The sequence below is a fragment of the Crassaminicella thermophila genome (genome assembly GCF_008152325.1).
GTDB classification, from domain to species: Bacteria; Bacillota; Clostridia; order Peptostreptococcales; family Thermotaleaceae; genus Crassaminicella_A; species Crassaminicella_A thermophila.
Genome location: NZ_CP042243.1, coordinates 116972 through 139248, shown reverse-complemented (window position 1 = coordinate 139248; position 22277 = coordinate 116972). Strand labels below are relative to the sequence as shown.

At 29.7% G+C, this 22277-nt stretch carries 17 protein-coding genes and 1 other annotated feature; of the genes, 2 read left to right on the top strand and 15 right to left on the bottom strand.

Going from position 1 to position 22277, the window contains the following annotated elements:
• Positions 1–6 precede the first annotated feature (6 nt).
• Genes rbsA through FQB35_RS00605 form a run of 4 tightly spaced genes read right to left on the bottom strand, consistent with a single transcriptional unit; the run spans position 7 to position 3875 of the window.
• Positions 7–1509, bottom strand: coding sequence for a ribose ABC transporter ATP-binding protein RbsA (gene rbsA, locus FQB35_RS00620; protein ID WP_207707365.1), 1503 nt, complete (start codon positions 1507–1509; stop codon positions 7–9).
• A 6-nt stretch (positions 1510–1515) separates the two neighbouring features.
• Positions 1516–1884: a D-ribose pyranase gene (gene rbsD / locus FQB35_RS00615; protein ID WP_408625485.1), complete on the bottom strand. Its 369-nt coding sequence runs from the start codon at positions 1882–1884 to the stop codon at positions 1516–1518.
• A gap of 53 nt (positions 1885–1937) precedes the next feature.
• A complete protein-coding gene (gene rbsK / locus FQB35_RS00610) occupies positions 1938–2852 on the bottom strand; it encodes a ribokinase (protein WP_148808063.1) in 915 nt (304 codons plus the stop codon).
• Positions 2853–2867: 15 nt separating this feature from the next.
• Complete coding sequence (locus FQB35_RS00605) at positions 2868–3875, bottom strand: LacI family DNA-binding transcriptional regulator (protein WP_148808062.1); 1008 nt, start codon at positions 3873–3875, stop codon at positions 2868–2870.
• Between the two features lie 253 nt (positions 3876–4128).
• On the opposite strand from FQB35_RS00605, the gene FQB35_RS16070 reads away from it, so the two are divergent.
• Positions 4129–4725, top strand: coding sequence for a peroxiredoxin (locus FQB35_RS16070; RefSeq protein WP_269902709.1), 597 nt, complete (start codon positions 4129–4131; stop codon positions 4723–4725).
• Positions 4726–4747: 22 nt separating this feature from the next.
• Here the strand turns inward: FQB35_RS16070 and panD are convergent, their stop codons facing one another.
• The 8 genes from panD to FQB35_RS00560 all read right to left on the bottom strand — a co-directional run bounded on the left by panD (position 4748) and on the right by FQB35_RS00560 (position 17154).
• Positions 4748–5131 carry an aspartate 1-decarboxylase gene (gene panD, locus FQB35_RS00590; RefSeq protein WP_148808060.1) on the bottom strand — a complete coding sequence of 128 codons (384 nt, stop codon included), beginning with the start codon at positions 5129–5131 and terminating at the stop codon, positions 4748–4750.
• 281 nt (positions 5132–5412) lie between these two features.
• Positions 5413–6657: a GGDEF domain-containing protein gene (locus tag FQB35_RS00585; RefSeq protein WP_148808059.1), complete on the bottom strand. Its 1245-nt coding sequence runs from the start codon at positions 6655–6657 to the stop codon at positions 5413–5415.
• 168 nt (positions 6658–6825) lie between these two features.
• Positions 6826–7245: an HD domain-containing protein gene (locus FQB35_RS16520; RefSeq protein WP_333473040.1), complete on the bottom strand. Its 420-nt coding sequence runs from the start codon at positions 7243–7245 to the stop codon at positions 6826–6828.
• A gap of 2 nt (positions 7246–7247) precedes the next feature.
• The gene (locus FQB35_RS16515) at positions 7248–7778 is read right to left on the bottom strand and encodes an OB-fold nucleic acid binding domain-containing protein (RefSeq protein WP_333473039.1); all 531 of its coding nucleotides are present in this window, start codon (positions 7776–7778) and stop codon (positions 7248–7250) included.
• A 99-nt stretch (positions 7779–7877) separates the two neighbouring features.
• Positions 7878–12761: a nicotinate-nicotinamide nucleotide adenylyltransferase gene (locus FQB35_RS00575; RefSeq protein ID WP_148808058.1), complete on the bottom strand. Its 4884-nt coding sequence runs from the start codon at positions 12759–12761 to the stop codon at positions 7878–7880.
• Between the two features lie 14 nt (positions 12762–12775).
• Positions 12776–13702, bottom strand: coding sequence for a phosphotransferase family protein (locus FQB35_RS00570; protein ID WP_148808057.1), 927 nt, complete (start codon positions 13700–13702; stop codon positions 12776–12778).
• A gap of 128 nt (positions 13703–13830) precedes the next feature.
• Positions 13831–15726, bottom strand: a complete 1896-nt coding sequence (locus tag FQB35_RS00565) for a sensor histidine kinase (RefSeq protein ID WP_148808056.1) — start codon at positions 15724–15726, stop codon at positions 13831–13833.
• 114 nt (positions 15727–15840) lie between these two features.
• Positions 15841–17154 (bottom strand): YjiH family protein, encoded by a 1314-nt coding sequence (locus FQB35_RS00560; protein WP_231701830.1) that lies wholly within the window; start codon positions 17152–17154, stop codon positions 15841–15843.
• Between the two features lie 195 nt (positions 17155–17349).
• Here FQB35_RS00560 and FQB35_RS00555 point away from each other — a divergent pair, with 195 nt between their 5' ends.
• Positions 17350–18057 (top strand): response regulator transcription factor, encoded by a 708-nt coding sequence (locus tag FQB35_RS00555; RefSeq protein ID WP_148808055.1) that lies wholly within the window; start codon positions 17350–17352, stop codon positions 18055–18057.
• A gap of 19 nt (positions 18058–18076) precedes the next feature.
• On the opposite strand, the gene panB is transcribed toward FQB35_RS00555, so the two are convergent.
• The 3 genes from panB to FQB35_RS00540 form a co-directional block, all read right to left on the bottom strand.
• On the bottom strand, positions 18077–18910 hold the full coding sequence (gene panB / locus FQB35_RS00550) for a 3-methyl-2-oxobutanoate hydroxymethyltransferase (protein WP_148808054.1): 834 nt from the start codon (positions 18908–18910) through the stop codon (positions 18077–18079).
• A 4-nt stretch (positions 18911–18914) separates the two neighbouring features.
• The gene (locus FQB35_RS00545) at positions 18915–19781 is read right to left on the bottom strand and encodes a Rossmann-like and DUF2520 domain-containing protein (RefSeq protein ID WP_168198198.1); all 867 of its coding nucleotides are present in this window, start codon (positions 19779–19781) and stop codon (positions 18915–18917) included.
• Positions 19782–20070: 289 nt separating this feature from the next.
• Positions 20071–21531, bottom strand: coding sequence for a sodium-dependent transporter (locus FQB35_RS00540; protein ID WP_148808052.1), 1461 nt, complete (start codon positions 21529–21531; stop codon positions 20071–20073).
• A 150-nt stretch (positions 21532–21681) separates the two neighbouring features.
• Positions 21682–21950 (bottom strand) — a binding site (T-box leader).
• Positions 21951–22277: the final 327 nt, after the last annotated feature.

The window sequence follows — 22277 nt, the reverse complement described above, 5'->3', positions numbered from 1 at the left end:
CTTACACTAAGCCCCCTTTATGCCAACTGCACATCTCATAATATTTTCTTGAGAAGCATCAAATTTATCAAATTCTCCTGTAATGCTGCCTTTATGCATAACTAAAATTCTATCACTCATTCCTAGAATTTCTGGCATCTCTGAAGAAATAATAATAATACTCATTCCTTCTTGTTTAAATTTATTAATCAAATCATATATTTCTTTTTTTGCTCCCACATCTACGCCTCTTGTTGGTTCATCTAATATTAGAATCTTAGGATTTGTCATAAGCCCCTTTGCAATAGATACTTTCTGTTGGTTCCCACCACTTAAGTTTTTAACTATTTGATTCTCACTAGGTGTTTTGATTGCCATATGATCAATATAGTCTTTTACATATTTTTTTTCTTTTGTTCCATTAATTTTGAAAAAATAACCTTCAAAATCTTTTAATGAAGATATACTCATATTTTCCTTTATAGATAGTCCAAGGATTAATCCTTGCCCTTTTCTATCCTCTGATACATAAGCAATCCCTGCTTTTAAAGCATCCTGAGAAGATGTAATTTTTACTTCTTTTCCTTCTATATAAATTTTTCCTGATTCTTTCTTTAAAGCACCATATATAGTTTTGGCAAGTTCTGTTCTTCCAGAACCCATAAGCCCTGCAATTCCAAGAATTTCACCTTTTCTTAATAAAAAGCTTATATCTTTGATGAATTCATTTGATAAATTTTTTACTTCTAATGAAACCTCCCCTTTTTCTACATCAACTCTTGGAAATTGTTCAGTAAGCTTTCTTCCAACCATCATCTCGATTAGTTTATTTTCATCTAAATTTTTCACTTCATCTTCTCCAATAAACTTCCCGTCCCTTAAAACAGTTACATCATCACAAATTTGAAAAATTTCTTCTAATCTGTGGGAAATATAAACTATGCTTTTTCCTTCGTCTCTTAATTCATTGATTACCTGAAAAAGACTTTCTGTTTCTTTTTTGGTTAAAGCATCTGTAGGCTCATCCATAATAATAATCTTTGCATTTAGAGACAGAGCTTTAGCAATTTCAACCATCTGCTGCTCTCCAATGCTCAAATTAGCAACCAATTCTTCTGGGCTTTTCTCTACTTTCAACTTTTTAAGTAACTTTTCTGCATTCTGATAAAGTTTTTTCCAATCAATTTTTTTAAAAGCATTTACAGGTTCTCTCCCTAAAAAAATGTTTTCCCCAATGGTCAAATGAGGAATTAAATTTAGTTCCTGGTGGATAATTGTTATTCCCTCTTCTTGTGCATCCTTTGGTCCCTTAAAATGAATGTTTTTCCCTTCATAAATGATCTGTCCCGTATCTTTTTGGTAAACACCACTTAATATTTTCATCAATGTAGATTTTCCAGCTCCATTTTCCCCCAAAAGCGCCATTACCCTTCCTTCATAAATCTTAAAGTCTACATTATCCAAAGCTTTCACACCAGGAAATTCTTTAGTAATGCCCTTCATTTGAAAAATAGATTTTTTCATTCCTATCACTCCTTAAAATACAACACCTGCTTTTAGGATGATATTTGCATAAGGTGTAAACTCTCCCGTTCTAACCACACATACAGATTGCCTTGTTAAATCTTTGAAGGTTTCATGAGTAACTTCCTGAATCTGAATCTTTGTATTTTCTTCTTTTTCTACTTGTTGAAGCTTTTGCATTAAATTTTCATATAATTTAGGACTTACTGTTTTCATTTCCTTTGCAATCACTACTTCTTCTACTTTAAGTTCTTCAAAAATCGTATCTAGTGTTTCTAAAAAAGTAGGTATTCCTTTTTTTAAAGCCAAATCAATCCTTTGTGTCTCCTTTGGAATTGGAAGACCGCTATCTGCAATAGTGAGCATATCTGTATGTCCCATTTTTGCTATTGCATAAGATATTTCTGAATTTATTAAACCTGCCTTTTTCAATTTTATGCCTCCTTAAACGACATCACTTCTTCAAGGTAAGGTAGTGAACTTTGAGCCCCTTTTTTGGTTACGGTAAGGGCACCCACCTTTGAAGCAAACTTTATCGCATCATCAATTTTTTTTCCTTCTGCAAGAGAAACACAAATACCTCCAATAAAGCTATCTCCTGCTGCTGTTGTATCTACTGCATTTACTTTGTGAGAATCAAATTTTTTCACACAATTTTCATCTACATAAAGAGACCCTTTTTCTCCCATTGTAACAATTAAGGATTTTACTCCCTCTTTTATAAGGATCTTTGCTCCCTTTAAGATGTCTTCTTCCTCTTTTATTTCTATTTGAGCTAATATTTCAAGCTCTGTTTCATTTGGGATTAATAAATCTACATTTTTAATAGTTTCTTTATCTAGCAGTTTAGCTGGAGCTGGGTTTAAAATTGTATATTTCCCTAATTCTTTTGCCCTTTTTAGGGTATATTTTACTGTATCAACTGGTATTTCTAATTGTAACAATACAATTTCTGATTTTTCTATGACTTCTATATGTTTTTCTATATCTTCTTTCTCTAATTTAAAATTTGCTCCAGGAATAACAACAATAGCATTATCTCCTTCTTTATCTACAGTAATCATTGCAACTCCTGTAGGTGTATTTTCTTCTATTTGAACCGAATCAATATTTATACCATCTTTTTTTAATGATTCCAAAAGGGTTCTGCCAAATCCATCATCCCCTACTTTTCCTATCATGTTCACTTTTGCACTAAGTCTTGCAATAGCTACAGCTTGGTTGGCTCCTTTCCCTCCTGGTATTTCCTGAAAAGAATCACCAATAATCGTCTCTCCTACTTTTGGCATATTTGAAACACAACCAACCAAATCCATATTTAAACTTCCAATGACAGCAATCTCCCTCATAGTTCTTGCCTCCTTCTACTTTTGCATAGTAGATTTCCTAATGATCAATTCCGTATTTAAAATAACTTTTTCTTGACTTTTCCCTTTTTTCTCTAATAGCTTTATTAACATGTCAACAGCTTTATATCCCATCTCATAACTTGGCTGTCTTATAGTTGTAAGTTCAGGGTTTATAAGCGGTGCAATATATATATCATCAAATCCAACAATCCCAACCTCTTGTGGTACTTTTATCCCTGCTTGTTTTAATGCTTTTATAGCTTCTATAGCAATCAAATCATTTCCACAAAACAAAGCATCAAAATCTATTTCCTTCTCTAATAACCTTTTAATAACTTCATATCCCCATCCTCTTTGATAAGTTCCTTCAAATATATATTCTTCTTGATAAGGAACATGAAATTCTTCTAAAGCCTTTTTATATCCCTTTAACCGTTCAATAGAAGGATGACTGGTCAGTGGTCCTGATAAGAAGATAACTTTTTTATATCCACATTGTAATAAATGCTTTACTCCGTCATATGCCCCCTTACAGTTATCAACGGTTATTTTTCCCTTTACACCTTTTAAATCAATATCCCTATCTACTAAAATAATAGGTACTCTATTATTTTTTAGGTAATTAAATCCACTGCTTCTTTTTGAAGATGCAGTAAAGATAATTCCGTCTACCATTTTTTCAATTAACATGCTTACATACTTTTCTTCTTTTTCTGCATCATCATCTGTATTGCAAAACATAATATTATACCCTTCTTCATGAGCTTTATCTTCTGCTCCTCTTGCAAGCTCAGGAAAAAATGGATTTCTTATGTCTGGAATAACTAGCCCTATTGTTTTTGTCTTTTTGGTTACAAGACTTCTAGCAGCAGTATTTGGAATATAATTGTACTCCTGCATAATCTTTAAGATTTTTTCCCTTGTTGCTTGACTAATATGTTCATCCTTACGATTCATTACTTTTGATACTGTAGCTGTAGATACTCCTGCAATCCTTGCAATATCTTTAATTGTAACTTTCATACTTTCCCTCCAACACTCAGGTAAACGTTTTACTAAAACGTTTACCTAGATTATATCACTTTTATTACTCCCTTTCAATATGGACATATGGTCATAAAGTTATTTTTAGTCTCTTATACTGCCAATAACAAAATCATTCTTTCAAACATATTATATATTGAATGCATAGAAAAGGAGGCTTATTATGAAAAATCCATTTTATTATCAATATGGGAATTCTTTCCCTAAATATAGAAGCTACCCATATAATGAAATCAATCACTATAAAAAAAAATATACCCCTTACGATTATTTTGATCTAGGAGACCCAGCTCCTGACTTTACCTTAGAAGGTATTATAAATAAAGAATTAAAAAAAGTTTCTCTTCATGATTATAGAGGAAAATGGGTAGTCGTATTCTTTTATGGCTCAGACTTTACATTTGTTTGACCTACAGAGCTTGCAGCAGTTGCTGACAGATATAAGAAGTTCAAAAATATAAATACAGAAGTTTTAGCAATTAGTACTGATAGTATTTATTCACATAAGATATTTACACAAACCTCTCCATCAGGAAAAAAAATAAATTATCCTCTTTTATCCGATAGAACACAAGAAGTTTCAAAAAAATATGGTATATTAAACGAAAAAGAAGGTTTTGCATATCGAGGTGCTTTCATTATAGATCCAGAAGGTACTATTCAAGCTATAATAATAAATCCTCAACCCGTAGGAAGAAATATCGATGAGATATTAAGAATTATACAGGCACTACAATTTAATCGGAAGACAGGTTTAGGAGCTCCCGCTGGATGGAATGTAGGAGACCCTGGTATAAAGATAGGATGGGATTATGTCGGAAAATACTAAAAAATAGGGGACATCTCGTCCCCTATTTTTTATCCCCATGAACTTCTTTATCTGATTTTTCAACAATTTTATTATTTTCATCCACAAAAACAACACGTGGTTTAAAACTTCTTACTTCTTTTTCATCAATCCAACAATATGCAATAATAATTACTGTATCCCCTGGTTGGACAAGTCTAGCTGCAGCACCGTTTAAACATATTATACCACTATCTCTTTCTCCTTCAATAACATAGGTTTCTAGTCTAGCACCATTATTATTATTGACAATCTGAACTCTTTCTCCTGGTAAAATTCCTGCTGCATCCATCAGAGCCTTGTCAATAGTAATACTTCCTACATAATTTAGATTTGCTTCTGTTACTGTAGCTCTGTGAATCTTTCCTTTAAACATATTTAGCATCATTTGTTATTCCTCCTTATCCACCCCTATTGTGTCCATACATAAAAATACCCTTTCTAAAACCGAACCTGTTATCGGACATAGAAAGGGTATAAATATTTAAAAACACAAACTATTTTTTGTGCATATTTCCTATCCATAAATCTTTTTAGTCCCTGTCCAAAGGATCAGTGCAAAGTCTATTCAATATTATAAAAATTTAAAAGAACACATAAGGGTTTGACTCTTTCGATGTCAACCAACTTAATTTTAACATACTAAATTTAGAAACTCAAATATAAATACTATTTGATAAATTCATCATTGTATGTATAATCAAATATTCTATAAGTATTGCGTCCACTTTCTTTTGCTACATACATGGCCTTATCAGCATTCTTTAAAAGTGTTTCAATATTCATTCCATGCTCAGGCACTAATGCAATACCTATACTGCTTGTAATATATATTTCTCTTTCTTTTATTTTAAAAGGTTTTTTAAATATATTCATGATTCTATTTGCTACATGCGAAATCTCATCTATTTGGTGAATATCATTTATTATAACCATAAATTCATCCCCTCCAATTCGAGCTGCTAAATCATCTTTTCTAACAACCCCTTTAAGTCTAATAGCAACTTGCTTAAGAAGATCATCTCCTGCCTCATGCCCCCAATTATCATTAACAAATTTAAAATTATCTAAATCTATAAACATAGCCCCAAGCATAGTTTCATTTTTCAAAGCTTTTTCTATGCCTAATCGTAATTGTTTATTTCCATATCTTCTATTTGGCAAATCTGTAAGTGGATCATGATATGCTAAATATTCAATCTTTTCTTCATACTTTTTATGGGGACTAACATCTAAAATCCGTACAAGAACATAACATTCCTCTAATACATAGAACTTTTTTATTGTTATGTCCACCCAAATATTATTTAATTTTTGGTTGAATATGTTTATTTCCTTGTTTTCTTTTTTTAGATATTCTTTTAATGTAGACTGATCTATTTTGTCGCTTATATTACTTAATAATAATTCTTCAATATTCCTGCCTGTGATTCCATTTTTTTTGTTGAATAGTCTATTTGCTTTTTTATTACACTCTATTACAACTAATCCATTATATTTTAAAATCAAAATAGCATCCAAAAGCTCATTGAATTTTGTCTTTTCAAATATCTTTCTTCTAATAGCTTCTTTTTCTAATTTAATCCTTTTATATGACTTTAAAAAAATAATACTTATTACAATACCAAAACATAATAAATATTTAAATTTATCAATATATGTATTCTTTATTAAAAAAATACATATACAAGTAAAAAAGCTGTTTAACCCTATATAAACACCTAAAGAAAAAATATTGTTTATAAACATAGTTCCTATGATGATAATCATTAAATATAATAATGATGAATAAACTGGAAAATTATAAATAATATTACCAATAAAAAAAGAAATAGTTATAATATAAAGAACTATAAAGGATAAATTTTCTAGTTTATACTCTTTTAATGCTTCCCTGCATATTTTAAATATCAATATTAGCACCCCTTTTAAGTTCCTACTATCCCCTATCCTTTAAATATATATGTACTTGTCCCTTATACTATTACTTTTATAGACAAAAAATAAACCAAACATTATTCGTTTGGTTTATTCAGAGTATAGACAAAATAAAATTTATGAATGAAAAATAAATATAACTCCTTAAAGAAATGGTTTATATAATCTCCTATTATCTAAAGACCATATAGGTTCAGTAAATTCTCCTTCTTTAATATTTTTTAAATGATCCTCCATATCATACATTCTTGCATCAATCAAATCAATATAATGCAAAAGCTCTCCTTCTGGAATCATAGGTTTTTTAGGACTTCCAAATTCAGGTTCATAATGATGGGATAATACCATATGTTGTAAAAGCATTATAACCTCTTTATCTGCACCTAATTTTTCTCCAACTTTACCTATTTTGTTTATTGCAAGATTAATATGCCCAAGCAATTGCCCCTGAGTACTATACTCTGCTATTCCTAAAGAATCTGCATCTAATTCTTCTAGTTTTTCAATATCATGAAGAAGTATACCAGCAAAGAGTAAATCTGTATTAATATTTGTATAAACCATGCTTAGTTTTTTTCCCCTGTTCTTAACATTCTCAATATGTGATACAAAAGTCCTGAACGTATAGCATGATGCAAGGATTTTGCTGCTGGATAATACATTAATTTTTCCTTTGCTTCCATTATAATCGTATCTACAATATTTTTTATATCTTTATTTTTAATTCTTTTAACAAATGTATAAACCTCATCAAACATTTCTTCAGCACTTAAAGGAGCTGATTGTACAAAATCCTCGATATTTTTTCCATCTTCTTTATTTGCTAACCTGATTAAGTTTATTCTTAGCTGCAATTTTCCTTTCCATTCACTTACATTCCCACGTACTTTTATTAAACTCTTAGCAGGAAACATATTTTCTTGTCCTTCTTCACAATCCCACAGCTTTGCATTGATCTCTCCTGTTTTATCAGATAAAGTAATATCTAGATAATTTTTATTATTTGCTGATAATTTTCTTTCTATTCTTTTTAAAATAAAAAAGCCTTGAATTTCATCACCATTTTGAAATGCATTTATGCTTTTTTCCTCAACCATTATTAACCCTCCAAAAATAAAATTTTTAATTCTATAATATTTTATAACTTTTTATAGTCCTTTCCAATGAAAAAATTAAACCTTCTGAATCCAGAAGGTTTAATTATCTAACATAATCATTTTAAGACGTTTTAGATGCTCTAGGTCATTTTTAAGGTAGTGCGATGGATTTAGATTCATATCATAATATATATCTTTTCCATGGTCTGGATACTTAGGTGAAATAAACACCTCTCCTAAATGCCTTAACGTCAAACTTCTTTCATGTATTTTTTGATATTCTTCCTCCAATGTGGTTAGTATATCCATTGCATTTTCAATGCAAACATATGATAAATTATAAATAGATTCCTTAGATGCACCTTGAATAAATGTAGGAACTGTATAAGGGAGTATTAAATTTACAGAAGGTATTATATTAGTTTTTAAATCTTCTCCTCTCCACATCGTGTCCCCACCTATGAAAGGATACAAAAAACTTTCATTAAACCATACCTTAAGCTTTGGTATAAAATATGCACTATCTACTTTTCGATTTTGTATATCCATCAATTCCTTTCCTCTACCAGAAAGGATTCCAACAAGTATTTTCTTTACTTTGATATTTTCTTTTTTAAAAAGAGGATCGATTGCTTTTATTCGGTATCCTTTATTTAATAAATCATCAACCAATATGACAGGTCTATCAAATGAACGAATCATTTTGACTTGATCTTCAAGTTTTAAATAGTATGGATAAGCAGCTATACGAAATTTTTTCATATCAGGATCAAAAATTTTTTCTGTATGCATTGATTTTGTTACTGTATTCGGTATAATCGCTCCATTTAGTATTGCCCCAAAGGGTACACACATAGCAGGGCCTAATTTTCTTGGATTAGTAGGAATAGTAGAAACTCCATTTTCATCACATATTTTCTTAATAAGATTTTCATAAACCATATTTCTGTCAAAAGACAAAACCAACTTTCCAGGGTAAAGCTTTGCAATCGCTTCTTGCAGTCTTTTTCTTGATCGTTTCACTGTTTTCATCACACGTATATTGCTTCTAAAAGGTTCTTTTATGATGCTATCTATGTCTAAATATAAAGTAGATGGCTGTGTCATATCTACCACAAAAACAGATTTATCATCATAAGCTATTTGTTCAAATCCTTGACACTTTAATATTTCACCCATTGATTCAGAATGATATCCATTTAGCATATTTTTATACACTGCATAAGTATAATCCTTTGGAAGTGCATAAGAAAGAGTTTCTGTTAATATCATTTGTTCAATATTTTCAAACTCACTTTTATTATTCACAAAAATACCATCTATTACTAGTATTCTTCCAATACCGTTTCTTCTTATATGCTCTGAAATAGTCTCATCCTTAAATTCTTTAAATATCATACTTGAACGAAGCCAATGAAATGCTGAGAACCCAAGAATTTCTCCATCTTTTTCTATAGAACGCAATAAAAGTATTCTTGGATTTAGCTTTTTTCTAAATTCTTTTAGCCTGTCATAAGCTTCTTCATATTTCAGAAATGATAGATTTGATAGTTTTTCTAAAAAAACATCTGTTAAACGATTAATAATTTCCACATATACAGATTTTGTCTGTATCAAAGTTTTGTATTGAGGTGCTCTTCTATATAATCCTTTTTCATAAATAAATTTCTGTGCAATTGGATCAATTAGCTCTGAAATATCACGGTTTTGGTCAATATAATTACGTATTTGAGTAGAACTAATATCTTCATATTGTGGAGGAAGAGACAAACGAATAACATTATTTTTTATATTTTTTATAGCCTCATCTATTCTTTGATCATCATCATCAAGAGATAATGTACTTTTTCTTTCAAAAATAATATGGGAAAAAGAAAGTATAGAATTTTTATTTGCTTCTTTTTTATAAGCAGATGCATTCAGTACTACATCACTTCCAACAACAATATGAACATCAGAATGAGGAAAAGCTTCTCTTAATTTTCTTAAATCATTATGATTTGCTATATTCGTGGATAAATCCTCTGGATATAAATAAATTCCAAATTCATCTGCGATAGATAGTTTGATGATGTTTCTTCTCAGTAAATTAGGTTGTGCTCTTTTAGACCATGAAAATTCGTCTACTGATAAATATACTTCAAAGCCAAGTGAACGAATTTCTTTTGCAATCTCCTTGTGTCCCAAAGAAAATGGATCAAAGGTTCCTGGAAAAAAAGCAACCTTTTCATAAACTTTTAAATCCATATCTCCCTTATAAAATATATAATCGGATATAAATCGGTAGATATGATTTAATCCTGCAGCATGCGTAAAAAATGTCAAAAGCTTATCTTCTTCTTCTTCTCCTATTAATGTAAGTAATTTTTTTGCGATTAACTGAAAAATATCATTTTTTTGCTCTAAATTTAAATATTTGCATCCAAAAATATCTTTTCCTATAACACGAAATGCAGCTTGTTTTACCTGTCCATTATAATGTACTAATCCATTTTGCAAAGCTCCAAGCATTTTAACAAGACGAAGCTTATACTCCTTTTCATCTTCTTCAAATAAATCTTTATATTTATAGTAGTTTTGTATAGCCACTCCTATTGTATTCAAAAGTAATGTATTAATCTGAGGATTTGCTTGTTTTACTTTTTCAACCAAATCATCTATTACTTCATCTAGCTCAATTGGCTTTAAATAAAGTATTAGTTTTCCTAGATAGTCAGGTATATACTTTGCAAACTGATACCCCTCAACTTCAAGACCTCGAAGCAACTCAATTACTACATCATTTCTTTGTTCAAAGGGTATATGAGGCAAAAGAGAAAGCAATGCTCTTCCTCCATGATTTCTAACACTTTCACTAGAACTAACTTTTAAAATATTACAATAATGAATTGCTGTATAAAGCCCCATTTGATCTAAATGCTCCATTGCATATTGTAACAAAAAATCGATCTGTACTTTTTTTATTACTGATTCAGTAGATGTCTTTAGATTGCTTAAAAACATATGTGATATTTTTTTTCTGTCTATGTTCCAATCATTACTATATTTTATAATCTTATCTTCATCTAATCCTAGATATTTAACAATTTTTTGTCTTAAAAAATTTTCCACAGATAAGTCTGAATGACTTATTTCCTCATAAAATATACTTTTTAGTGATGTACATATTTCCTTATTTATATAAGATCTTTTTAATAAATGATATAAAGTTTCAAGAGCACAAAGTCTTAAATCAGTATCTTTTTCACCTAGCATTTTCTTTATAAAATTTATAAATTTATCTAAACATATATTATCACAGCTGTTTAATGGGACATATTTTGCCGTTTCTAGCAAATATAACTGAATATCTTTTTCTTTAAAATCTTTTTCATAGTATCTTAATAAAACTTCCATATATGCATTGATCTGACTTCTTGCGCAATTTGAGAATAATGATTCAATCATATTTCGAATACTATGGCCTAGATAAATACGATGAATTGGAATAATTTGAGGATCTGGATAAACTAACAGCTGCAAATATTTATCTAAAAGCGCATAGCTGCTTATTTCAAAGTGCTTTAGATGAACATCTTCAGGAACTTCTTTTCTATAATCTTCATCAAAATTTGCGATCAAAAGTCCAATAAGCTCTCCACATTGTTTTCTAATATCTTCTTCAGGATGCATCAATTGTTCATATAAAAAGTTTATAGTAATCATTTTTTGCTTTTGTGTCATATAAGTAGAATATTCTTCAAATACATGAAGATAACCCCTAAGATGGTTTAACTCCATTTCACTTCTTGCACTCTCTAAAATAGCATTTAAAGATGACTCATCCCTTAGCTTGTACATTAGTTTAATATTGTGATGGATAGATAGATATTTTATATTTTCTATAATTTCTTTTCCCTGCATCAAACAATAATGCTTAGGCCCTTTTGGTTGAATAGCAGTCTGCTGGTTATTTTCTTTTATATCTAAATTTATTCCTAAATAAAGCATATAATCTTGGAAATCTTTTAATTTAGCATAAACACGATGGTATCTTTTCTCTTTTTCATAATCTACATTATCTAGCTTTTGTAAGATAACATGAAAAGATTCTTCTAAGCTATAAATATGCATTTTTGCACCATCTTTTGTCCTTCTCTTTTTTACACGAAAATCACAATAAATCAGAATAAGAGATTCTAATGATAAATTTTCTAACTCCAAATCCCAAGTAGAATGATTTACAGCTATATGGCGAATATATGTAATATCATGTTTTTTAAACCATTCATCTGTATAATAATAGTGTAAGTAAGGTGCTCTTTTTTGTTCATTTCTCCTGCATCCAAATTTTCCTATATCATGTCCTGCCGCTGCACCAGAAACTCTACCTAAATCTACAGGAAGCCCTATTTTTTTAAACTGCCTTCCAATAAAAAGAGCAAGGTTATGCACACCACATACATGATCCAACGTATGATGGCCAATCACTTCCTTATTAAGTTTCATCATTTCATATACATAATCATTTCTAAAAGCTTCCTTAAAAAGCCTATACTCATTAGGATTTTCTAATTCTTTTTCTTCATCTTCCGTTAAAAAATAAATACTGTTCATATTGTTTGAAATTTCTCTTTCAAAATCAGAAACAATCCTCAATACCTTTAAATATACCTCACAAGGTCTTTCTAGCCTTTCTATTAATTTAATTTCAACTGCTTCTGGAAAAGATTTATTAAGAACAAACTGATAAACATAGTTTAACCAATCCTCTGGTGGATTCTCTTCTGCTAAAGCATTCATCAAGTTTTCACATATATCAAGTACAGCATGAACACTGTAATCTTTTTTTTGCACCATTCTATCAACTTTTTCCAAAAAAGAATCTTCTTTTATATAATTAAAAATCAATCTTCTTTGTAGCTTGAATAATTTTAAAAAATCTGATTCCTTTAATCCATTAAAAATTCTATAATATAAGCTATCTGCTAATGCATTTTGCATTTTTGCCCTCCTTTTTACATAAACACTTTTAAAATATTTACTCCTTGCATATAATGGTCAAAAGCTCTATCATACGACCAACTGCATATATATAGACCTATATATATTAAATAAAATTTCATTTTTTCATAAAAGCTTTCTTCTAATACTGATTCTTCTTTATATCCTTCTAAAAAAGCTTTCTCATATCCTCTATTTTTTGAAGCAATCCTATAATACAAGTAAGCCATATCTAAATCTTTATCCCACGGAAAACTCTGTTCAAAATCAATAATTCCTGCAAGCATCCAAGTATCGTCTGTTTTTCGTAAAATTATATTCCTTATATCAAAATCATTATGGCATAATACAGCTTTCTTAACATTTTCAATAACACAAAATTTTTTTTCAATATATTGAGCTGCCTTTTTATGCAATTCCCTATGAGGAAGTTCTTTTTCAAAAATCTTTTCTAAAACAGAATAATATCTTCTTTTAAAAACTTCTTTATAATCCATTCCATAATCTAGACTTTTTCCATTTTCATCCCAATTCCCAAAAAAGTCGAAGATCTTAAAGTTATGTATTTTCCCTAATTCTTTTCCCATTTCTCTAAATACTTTCAATTGATTTTTTACCTCTACTTCATCTTCTATCTTTGAAAAAATTTTTCCTTGAATATATTCTGTAATCATCCACTCTTTTTCATTCCATCTACCATAATCTATCAATTTTGGTACTTTGATTTTACTATTTGAAAGTAATTTTAACGTTGCCACTTCTCTATTCCACCTGTTTTTTTTAAGATAAAGTTTAAAAATAACAGATTGATTGTTTTCATCCGTTACAAGATAGACCCTATGTCGCCCTAAATAATGATTGCCTACAGGTTTTATAGAAATCTTCTGTTTAAAAACATCCTTTATAATATTTCTCGCTTCATCATCTATAACCATATTCATAAATTTCAACTCCTAATCATATTATGCCCTTAGGTTTAGATTACAAAATATTATTCCCTCTACTTATCAAAAATTCGCATACTGCTATTACAAATGCTCACTTACCAACGGCTTGCCTTTTGAATAAATTATTCATCTTCCACATCTAAATAAAACCAAAATGTAGCACCTTTTTTATATCGTGATTTAACATAAAGCTTTGCATTATGAGCTTCTATAATAGATTTTGAAATAAATAATCCAAGACCATAACCCTTTTTTACATGATTATCTCCCCTATAGAACATATCAAAAATATTATTCATCTCATTTTCATCAATTCCAATTCCTTCATCCGCTATTTTAAATTGAACCTTCTTTTCTTCCTCACAGATACACACATTAATCTTGCTACCTTCTTCCGAATACTTCACCGCATTGTTTAATAGATTATTCCATACTCTTTTTATTTTTATTGCTTCTATAAAAAAATACCCTTCATCTACCTTATAAACTCCTTCAAATACTCGGTTTGAATTGATTACATACTGTTTTGCTTCTTGAAATAACTCCTTTGTGAAATCTTTAACCATAATTTTCTTCTTGTTGAATTTTTTACTACACTGGGCTTCATACGCATTATCTAAAATATCACAGGTTATTTTTTCTATATCTTCAACCCCTCCAATAATCCCTTCTAAAAACTGTCTTTTGGTTATTTCATCCTCTATAATCCCAGAATGCAATCCTCTTGCATAACCTTTAATCAGGGTAATAGATGTTTTTAAATCATGGGAAAGTATAGAAATAAAATCGGCAGTTCTTGATGATAAATCTTCTATTTTCTTTGTTAGATCCTGAGAAGTTTTTATAAGTTCTTTGCTTTCAGATTCAAACTTATAAAGCATAGATGTTAAATAAGCTTTCATATTTTTTAATGATGTTTTTAAGTTACGAATCTCATCCCTTGAATTTTGCTCTTTTTCGCTATTTACATTCAGAAGCTCTTCTTCACGTAAACTTTGAATCGATTGATAGATAGATTTTTCTATTCTCGAATTTCCATTTGCAGCTTTATTAATGTAATTCGTTATGGCTACAATTGGAACAGCTATTCTATTTGATATATATATACCCATAATAATTGAAATGAAAATTACAATAAGCCCTACGGATGCTACATAAATCAAAAGTTCTTTTGATTTTTCATACATTTCTTTCTCAGAAAGAGATGCAATCAAAATCCAATTTTTACTTTTCATCAGTTTATATATTTGCAGTTCTTTTGATTGATTATTTTTAAATATGGTTTTTTCCACGATATTTATATCTTTTCTATTAACATTCATAAGAATCTTTTCTGTCATTTCATAAATTGATTTATTACCGATTAATTCTTTTTTAGGATGGAAAAGAATCATATTGTTTGCATCTACAATGGCATAGTACCCTGTTTTTCCCAGTTTCAAGTCCCTTGCAATATTTGAAAAATATCCTGCCTTTATTGCAATACCCGCATAACCTAGCACTTCATCTTTTAAATTCCTTATAGGGCTTACAGTGATAACAATTAATGACTGATCTGATCTTGCTCTTAATATATCACTCACAACAGTATCTTTTATTTGAGATGCCTTTATAAAATACGCTCTTGTAGATAAATCTAAATGCATTGCTTCTGGCATACAAGTAGCTACAATCCTTCCATCATTATTTAAAATAAAAAGATCCATATAGTGATGATACCTTTCATTTTTCTTTCTCATTTCTTCTATTAAAAAATGATTCATATAACGAACACTTACTTTATTTTCCATAAATGCAATAGTTTTTTGATTGAGCGCAAGGGCTTGTGTTTCCAATTCATTATTTTTTATTAATAAGTCAATATTTTCTTGCACTCTTTCTAGCTGAGATACCATATAATTTCTAGCATCATCATTTAAAATGGATGCCGACCGAGTATATACAATAAAACTCAAAAGTATAAGCAAAAAAATAGTGATAGAACATATAGTTAAGGTAATTCTTTTTTTTAGGCTCATACTCCACCTCTTTTTCAAAAATATTAAAAGGTATATATATTCAAACTTATTTGAAGATATATACCTTTTATTATATCACACCACTCTATTAAATTTCTTGAATCTTCGCCATATTTAGAATAAAAACAGTGCAACTGGAGCTGCCAGCAATAATGTAAAAATAGTCCTTTCAATCCATATTATTAATATTTCTGTAATCGTTATTGGAATCTCTGTTGATAGAATACATGGTATAGATGCTGAAAAGAACAACACAGATGATACTGATACAATCCCAATAACAAACTTTGTAACCATTGGTGCACCTGTTACAAGTAAAGCAGGTAAAAACATTTCTGCTACTTCAACAGCAGCAGCTTTTGCTGCTAACATAGGCTCTGGGATTCTTAACAAAAGAGTAAATGGATAGAAAATATATCCTATTATATCAAAGACAGGTGTATATTTTGCTAATATTAAACCTAATAATCCTACTGAAAGTATGGAAGGCAATATACCCATAGCCATAGCAAATCCATCTTTAAGATTATCCATAATATTTTTTCCTAAAGAAACAGATTGTTCTGCAGCCTTTAAACCTTCATTGAATGCATTATTCAGTAGGTTTCCTTCTAATTGAGGTTCTGGATCTCCTTTTTCCGTTATATAAGTATCACTTTTACTTCTTAATGGCTTGATTCTTACAGTAATTGCCGTCACAATAAAAGTAATAATCAATGTAGTCCAAAAATATAGGTTCCAAACATCCATAAGTCCTAAAGTTTTTGCTACTATAATCATAAAAGTAGCTGATACTGTAGAAAATCCTGTTGCAATAATACACGCTTCTTTTATTGTATATTTTCCTTCTTTAAATACGCGGTTTGTAATCAAAAGACCAATTGAGTAACTTCCCACAAAAGAAGCTACTGCATCAACAGCTGATCTTCCAGGAGTTTTCCATATTGGCTTCATAACAGGTCTCATTAATACACCGATAAACTCTAAAAGACCATATCCTACAAGAAAAGAAAGGAATACTGAACCAATTGGTACAATTAATCCTACAGGTATTACAAGTTTATTAAACAAAAATGGTACCATGTCTTTTTCAAATAACCAAGCAGGTCCAAATTGAAAATACGCCATTACGCCAACAATAATTCCTAAGAATTTTAAAATGGAAAAAGCAATTGTAACACCATCTTTGTTCCATGTTTTATTGATAAATGGCCTTATTCCTCCTAAAATAACGACAATAAATGCATAAATAGGTACTACTGATGAAAAATAGGTCTTAATAGCTGTAACAATATGATCAATAGGGATTGTAGATTTTTGGCCTACACTGATAGGGATAAAAAACATAAAAATACCAATTGCACTGAAAAAAATAAATTTCATAATATTACTTGCACTTATAATTTGTTGTTTTTTTGTCTTTTCCAATGAAATAACCTCCCTTTTTCTGCTATTATCTATTATTAATATATCAATTTTTTTTAGAATTTTTGAACTATTCATCATCTTCCCATTCATTTGTCACCATTTTGTCACAATTCAAAAATATTTATTTCCTTATTTAAATAGATCTTATCGATTATATTTTTTAGATATGTTATGATAAAAAGGGGAGGTTTTTCTATGTGCAAAATCATGGTTGTAGATGATGAAAAAAAAATTGTAAAAATGATTTCTGAATTTATGAAAATCTATCAGATTCAAGTTATACCTGCCTTTAGCGGAAAAGATGCCCTTGCTCGATTAGATGATTCTATCCAACTAATTATATTAGATATTAATATGTCTCAGTTAAATGGTATTGAAACATGTAAAAATATAAGAAAAAAAAGTAATGTTCCCATCCTTTTTCTTAGTGCAAATTCTAGTCAAGCTGATAAAATATTAGGTTTAGGAGTAGGTGCAGATGACTACATAACAAAACCTTTTGATCCTATAGAACTTGTTGCTAGAGTAAAGGCAAATATAAGACGTCATAGTGAATATAATAAACTTTCTAAAGAAAAAAATATTATTCAATTTGATGATATACAAATTCATAAAGATGCTTACAAGGTGTTAAAAAATGGAGAAGAACTTAATTTATCATCAACAGAATTTAAGTTATTGCTATATTTTGTTGACAATTCATACATTGCTTTAACCAGAAAACAAATTTTAAATCATGTATGGGAAAGTGAATTATACGGTGATAATACAGTTACAAAATACGTAAAAAGATTAAGAGATAAACTAGGAAATAATACTTATATCAAATCCGTCAGGAGTGTAGGATATATATTTGAGCCAAAATATCTTAAACATATAAAAAGTCTTCCTTTTAAAGATTAAAAGGAAGACTTTTAAATACCTAATATAACTTTTCAATCACTTCATCGTCAATATGGAAGGTATGCTCTTTGCTAGGAAAAGCACATTCTTTCATTTCATTTATATAAGCTTTTGTAGCAGAAATAATCTCTTCATTTAAATTAGCATATTTTTTTACAAACTTAGGTGTAAAATCTGTGTACATTCCTAACATATCTTGTGTTACTAAAACTTGTCCATCACAATACTTTCCAGCTCCAATACCAATTGTAGGAATATCGAGTTTTTCACTAATAAGTTTTGCAAGTTTTTCAGGAACACATTCTAAAACAATTGCAAATACTCCTGCATCTTGTAGTAACATTGCATCTTCGATAATTTTTCTTGCTGCCTCTTCACTTTTTCCTTGTACCTTAAATCCTCCAAACACATTTATTGATTGAGGTGTAAGTCCCAAATGACCAATTACAGGAATCTGTGCCCTTACAATAGCTCTTACCTGATCAATAACATCACTTCCACCTTCAAGCTTTACTGCATGAGCTCCTCCCTCTTGAATCAATCTTCCTGCATTTCTGACACTATCCTCAACTGTTACATGATATGATAAAAATGGCATATCACCTATAACCATAGCACGTTTTACACCTCTTGAAACAGCTCTACAGTGATGAATCATATCTTCTATTGTTACCTGCAAAGTATTTTCATATCCTAACATTACCATCCCTAAAGAATCTCCAACTAATAAACTATCTACACCTGCTTCGTCTAAAAGCTTTGCTGTAGAATAATCATATGCAGTAAGCATAGAAATCTTATTTCCATCTTTTTTTGCCTTTTGAAATGAACTTACAGTAAATTTTTTTGCCATTTAATTACACCTCTTTTAAAATATTTTTTAATTCTTCTAACTTCTCTTTGTTATTAATATCTTTTTTTTCAGCCAATTCAGCTGTTTTTAATCCCAAAAATTTATAAAACTCCAAGCAATCAGGTTTTATATTTTTAAGTGCCTCAATATGCTTTTGTACAGTTCCTATATCTCCTCTTGCAATAGGTCCTGTTAAAGCATTTTTTGTTCCTAAATTATAAATATTTTTGATTGTTCCTTCTATAAGAGGATATAAAGCTTTATATCCTTCCTCTTCATCAATACCAATAGATAAAAATAAAGATAATCCATAATCCATTAGTGTAACCAGATAGTTAGATACAACACAGGCTGTCATGTGATATATACTCTTTTGCTCTTGTGTTAACTTAAAATAAGTATTTCCAAGCTTTTTTAAAATATTTTCCATTACTTCAAATTTTTCTTGATCACCTTCAATACTAAATACTGTACTTTTTAAATCTTCTACAGCTTTTTCTATATCTGCAAAAGCTTGCAGTGGATGCATAGAATAAATAAAACAGCCTTTTTTCTTTGCTTCCCTTAAAATATTTGAAGAAGCTGCTCCACTCATATGCACAATTATTTGTCCTTTATGAAGTAGATTTTTTTGCGCTAAATCATTGCAAACCTTTTCAATTGCATCATCACTTGTAGTAATAAATAATATTTCTGAAGTATTTACTATTTCATCTACGCAAACAACCGCTTTACTATTAGTTAGCATTGCAGCCTGTTGTGCTGATGCAAATGTTTTACTATAATATCCACAAACTTCAAAACCATTATTCTTTAAATATATACCAAATGCTGTTCCTACTTTCCCTGCCCCAATAAATCCTATTTTCAAATTATCACTCCCAATCAAAAAACCCTTTTTGTATCCAATTAGACACAAAAAGGGTGTAAAGTACAAATTAACATAATCATTGATCTTTTTCAAGCTCAATTTCGCTAATAACTTCTTTCGTCCCTGTCCAATGGATCAGTGCAAAATACGTTATTTCCTTTATTCATTTTTAAAAAAAATTATAGTTTGACTCTTTCGATGTCAACTAAGGTCATTTTATCATATAATTAATAACAGTTCAAACAAAAAAGCTCCTTGCTCCTAGAAAAGAGCGAGGGGCTTTTTTATACTAAAAATTTGCTTTTTTCATTCTACTTCTTCTGCTTATAAAAACTAATCCAACAAAAAGAAGTGCTCCTACTCCTGCAAATACAAAAGAACCTAATTGATCAGATGCTAAAACTGTACTTAGTAATCCTGTAGAATTTAGGAAAATCACAATAATTGCAGCAGGAGCTAAAAATTTAATGATAAAATCATATAATCCATTATATTTAAATACATATAATCCATTGCTTGTAATCTCTTTAACTGCATTTTCAGTACCCCATATCCATCCTACAAAGATACATACCAATATTCCACCTAGCGGTAAAGATATATTCGATGCTACAAAGTCAAATAAATCAAAGAATGTTTTTCCTCCAAACATTTTGATACCACTCCACATTCCAAAGGATAATGTACTCGGAATGGATAGTAAATAAATAGCTAAAGCTAATAAAATAGTTGCTTTCTTTCTTGCTATATTAAACTGTTCTGTAACAAATGCAACAACTACCTCTAAAAGTGAAATAGTAGATGTTAATGCTGCAATCCCTACAAGCAAGAAAAATAATGTTTCAAATAGAGCTCCAAAAGGCATTTCTTGAAAAACTGCTGGCAATGTAATAAATATTAGTCCTGGTCCTGCATCTGGCTTAAATCCATATGCAAATACTGCTGGGAAAATAACAATTCCTGCCATTAGAGCAATTAATGTATCTGCAATAGTTACTTGAAGGGCTAATTTTAATATATTTTCCTTTTTGTTAATATAACTACCATAAGTTAAAATAATTCCCATACCTAAGCTTAAAGAATAAAAAGCATGTCCTAAGGCCTCAAGTACTCCACTTGTAGTTAGCTTTGAAAAATCTGGTTTAAATAAGAATTCTAATCCTTTTGAAGCATCATCTAAAGTTACAGAGCGAATCATAAGTCCTACTAATATTACTAATAAAACAGGCATTAATATTTTACTATATTTTTCTATACCATCCTTAACCCCTGACATAACCATAAAAGCTGTTAATGCAACTACTAAAAATGTACAAACCATAGGTTCTACATTACTTCCAATAATACTTCCAAAATAATCTCCTAACTGTTCTGGTGCTATAGTCATCAACTTTCCTGTTGCTGCTCTACCTATATATGAAAAAATCCAACCTGCAATCATTGCATAATAAGATAAAATAATAAACGCTGTAGCTATTGCTATATATCCTGATAAATGCCAAGGCTTATCTTGCTCTATTGCCTTAAAAGCACCCGCTGCATTTGCTTGGGTTTTTCTACCTAATACAAACTCAGATAGCATAACAGGAAGCCCTATCAATGCAATACATAATAAATAAACTAAAATAAATGCAGCTCCCCCATTTTGTCCTGTTATAAAAGGGAATTTCCATATATTTCCTAAGCCTATAGCAGATCCTGCTGCGGCTGCTAAAATACCTAATCTTGATCCAAAACTATCTCTCTTCATCTTTTGTCTTCCTTCCTTTCTTAAATTTTACATAGATTAATAGTAGAAATATTTCGACAATTATTAAAATCTTTACTCGCTTTTACTAGAATGCGCATTCTCTTTTCAATATAAAAAATCTTTCATTCCTATAAATATTCAACAAACATTTATAGGGACGAAAGATTATCTTCGCGGTACCACCCTACTTTACAATGCAATGCATTGCCTTATTTCAGATCAAAATGAGATGCATATTATATACATTCATTTGAACCCTAGCCATATATTGGTGGCAACCATCCTCATCTACTCAGCAACCCTTTCGAATCAGCAGCTCAGGAGTGATCATTATATACTAACTTTAACGCTAACTCTCAGCAAATGTTAGCTCTCTGTAGTTAAAGAAATAGTATTTTTCTCTCCGTCTTCGCTTTAAAATCATTCAATTTCGCAATTTAGTGTTTATTATACAAACATTCTTATAATATGTCAATATAAAATTTTTCATATTTTTCTATATTTCTATAAATAAAAAAATTATCATCACTCAACAATCCACAATTTTAAGATATTTATAATTTCCTAAAGAATAAAAAAGATAACTCTGCTAAAAAGTTATCTTTTTTCTAGTTTAACAAAATATAACACCCTATTCCTTTAAGACTTATTTTTTACATACTTTGGACAATATAATACATCCCCACACAAAATATATTGTTTGCATTTTTTTACACACGTACTGCATTTACAAGCTATTTTTAGAT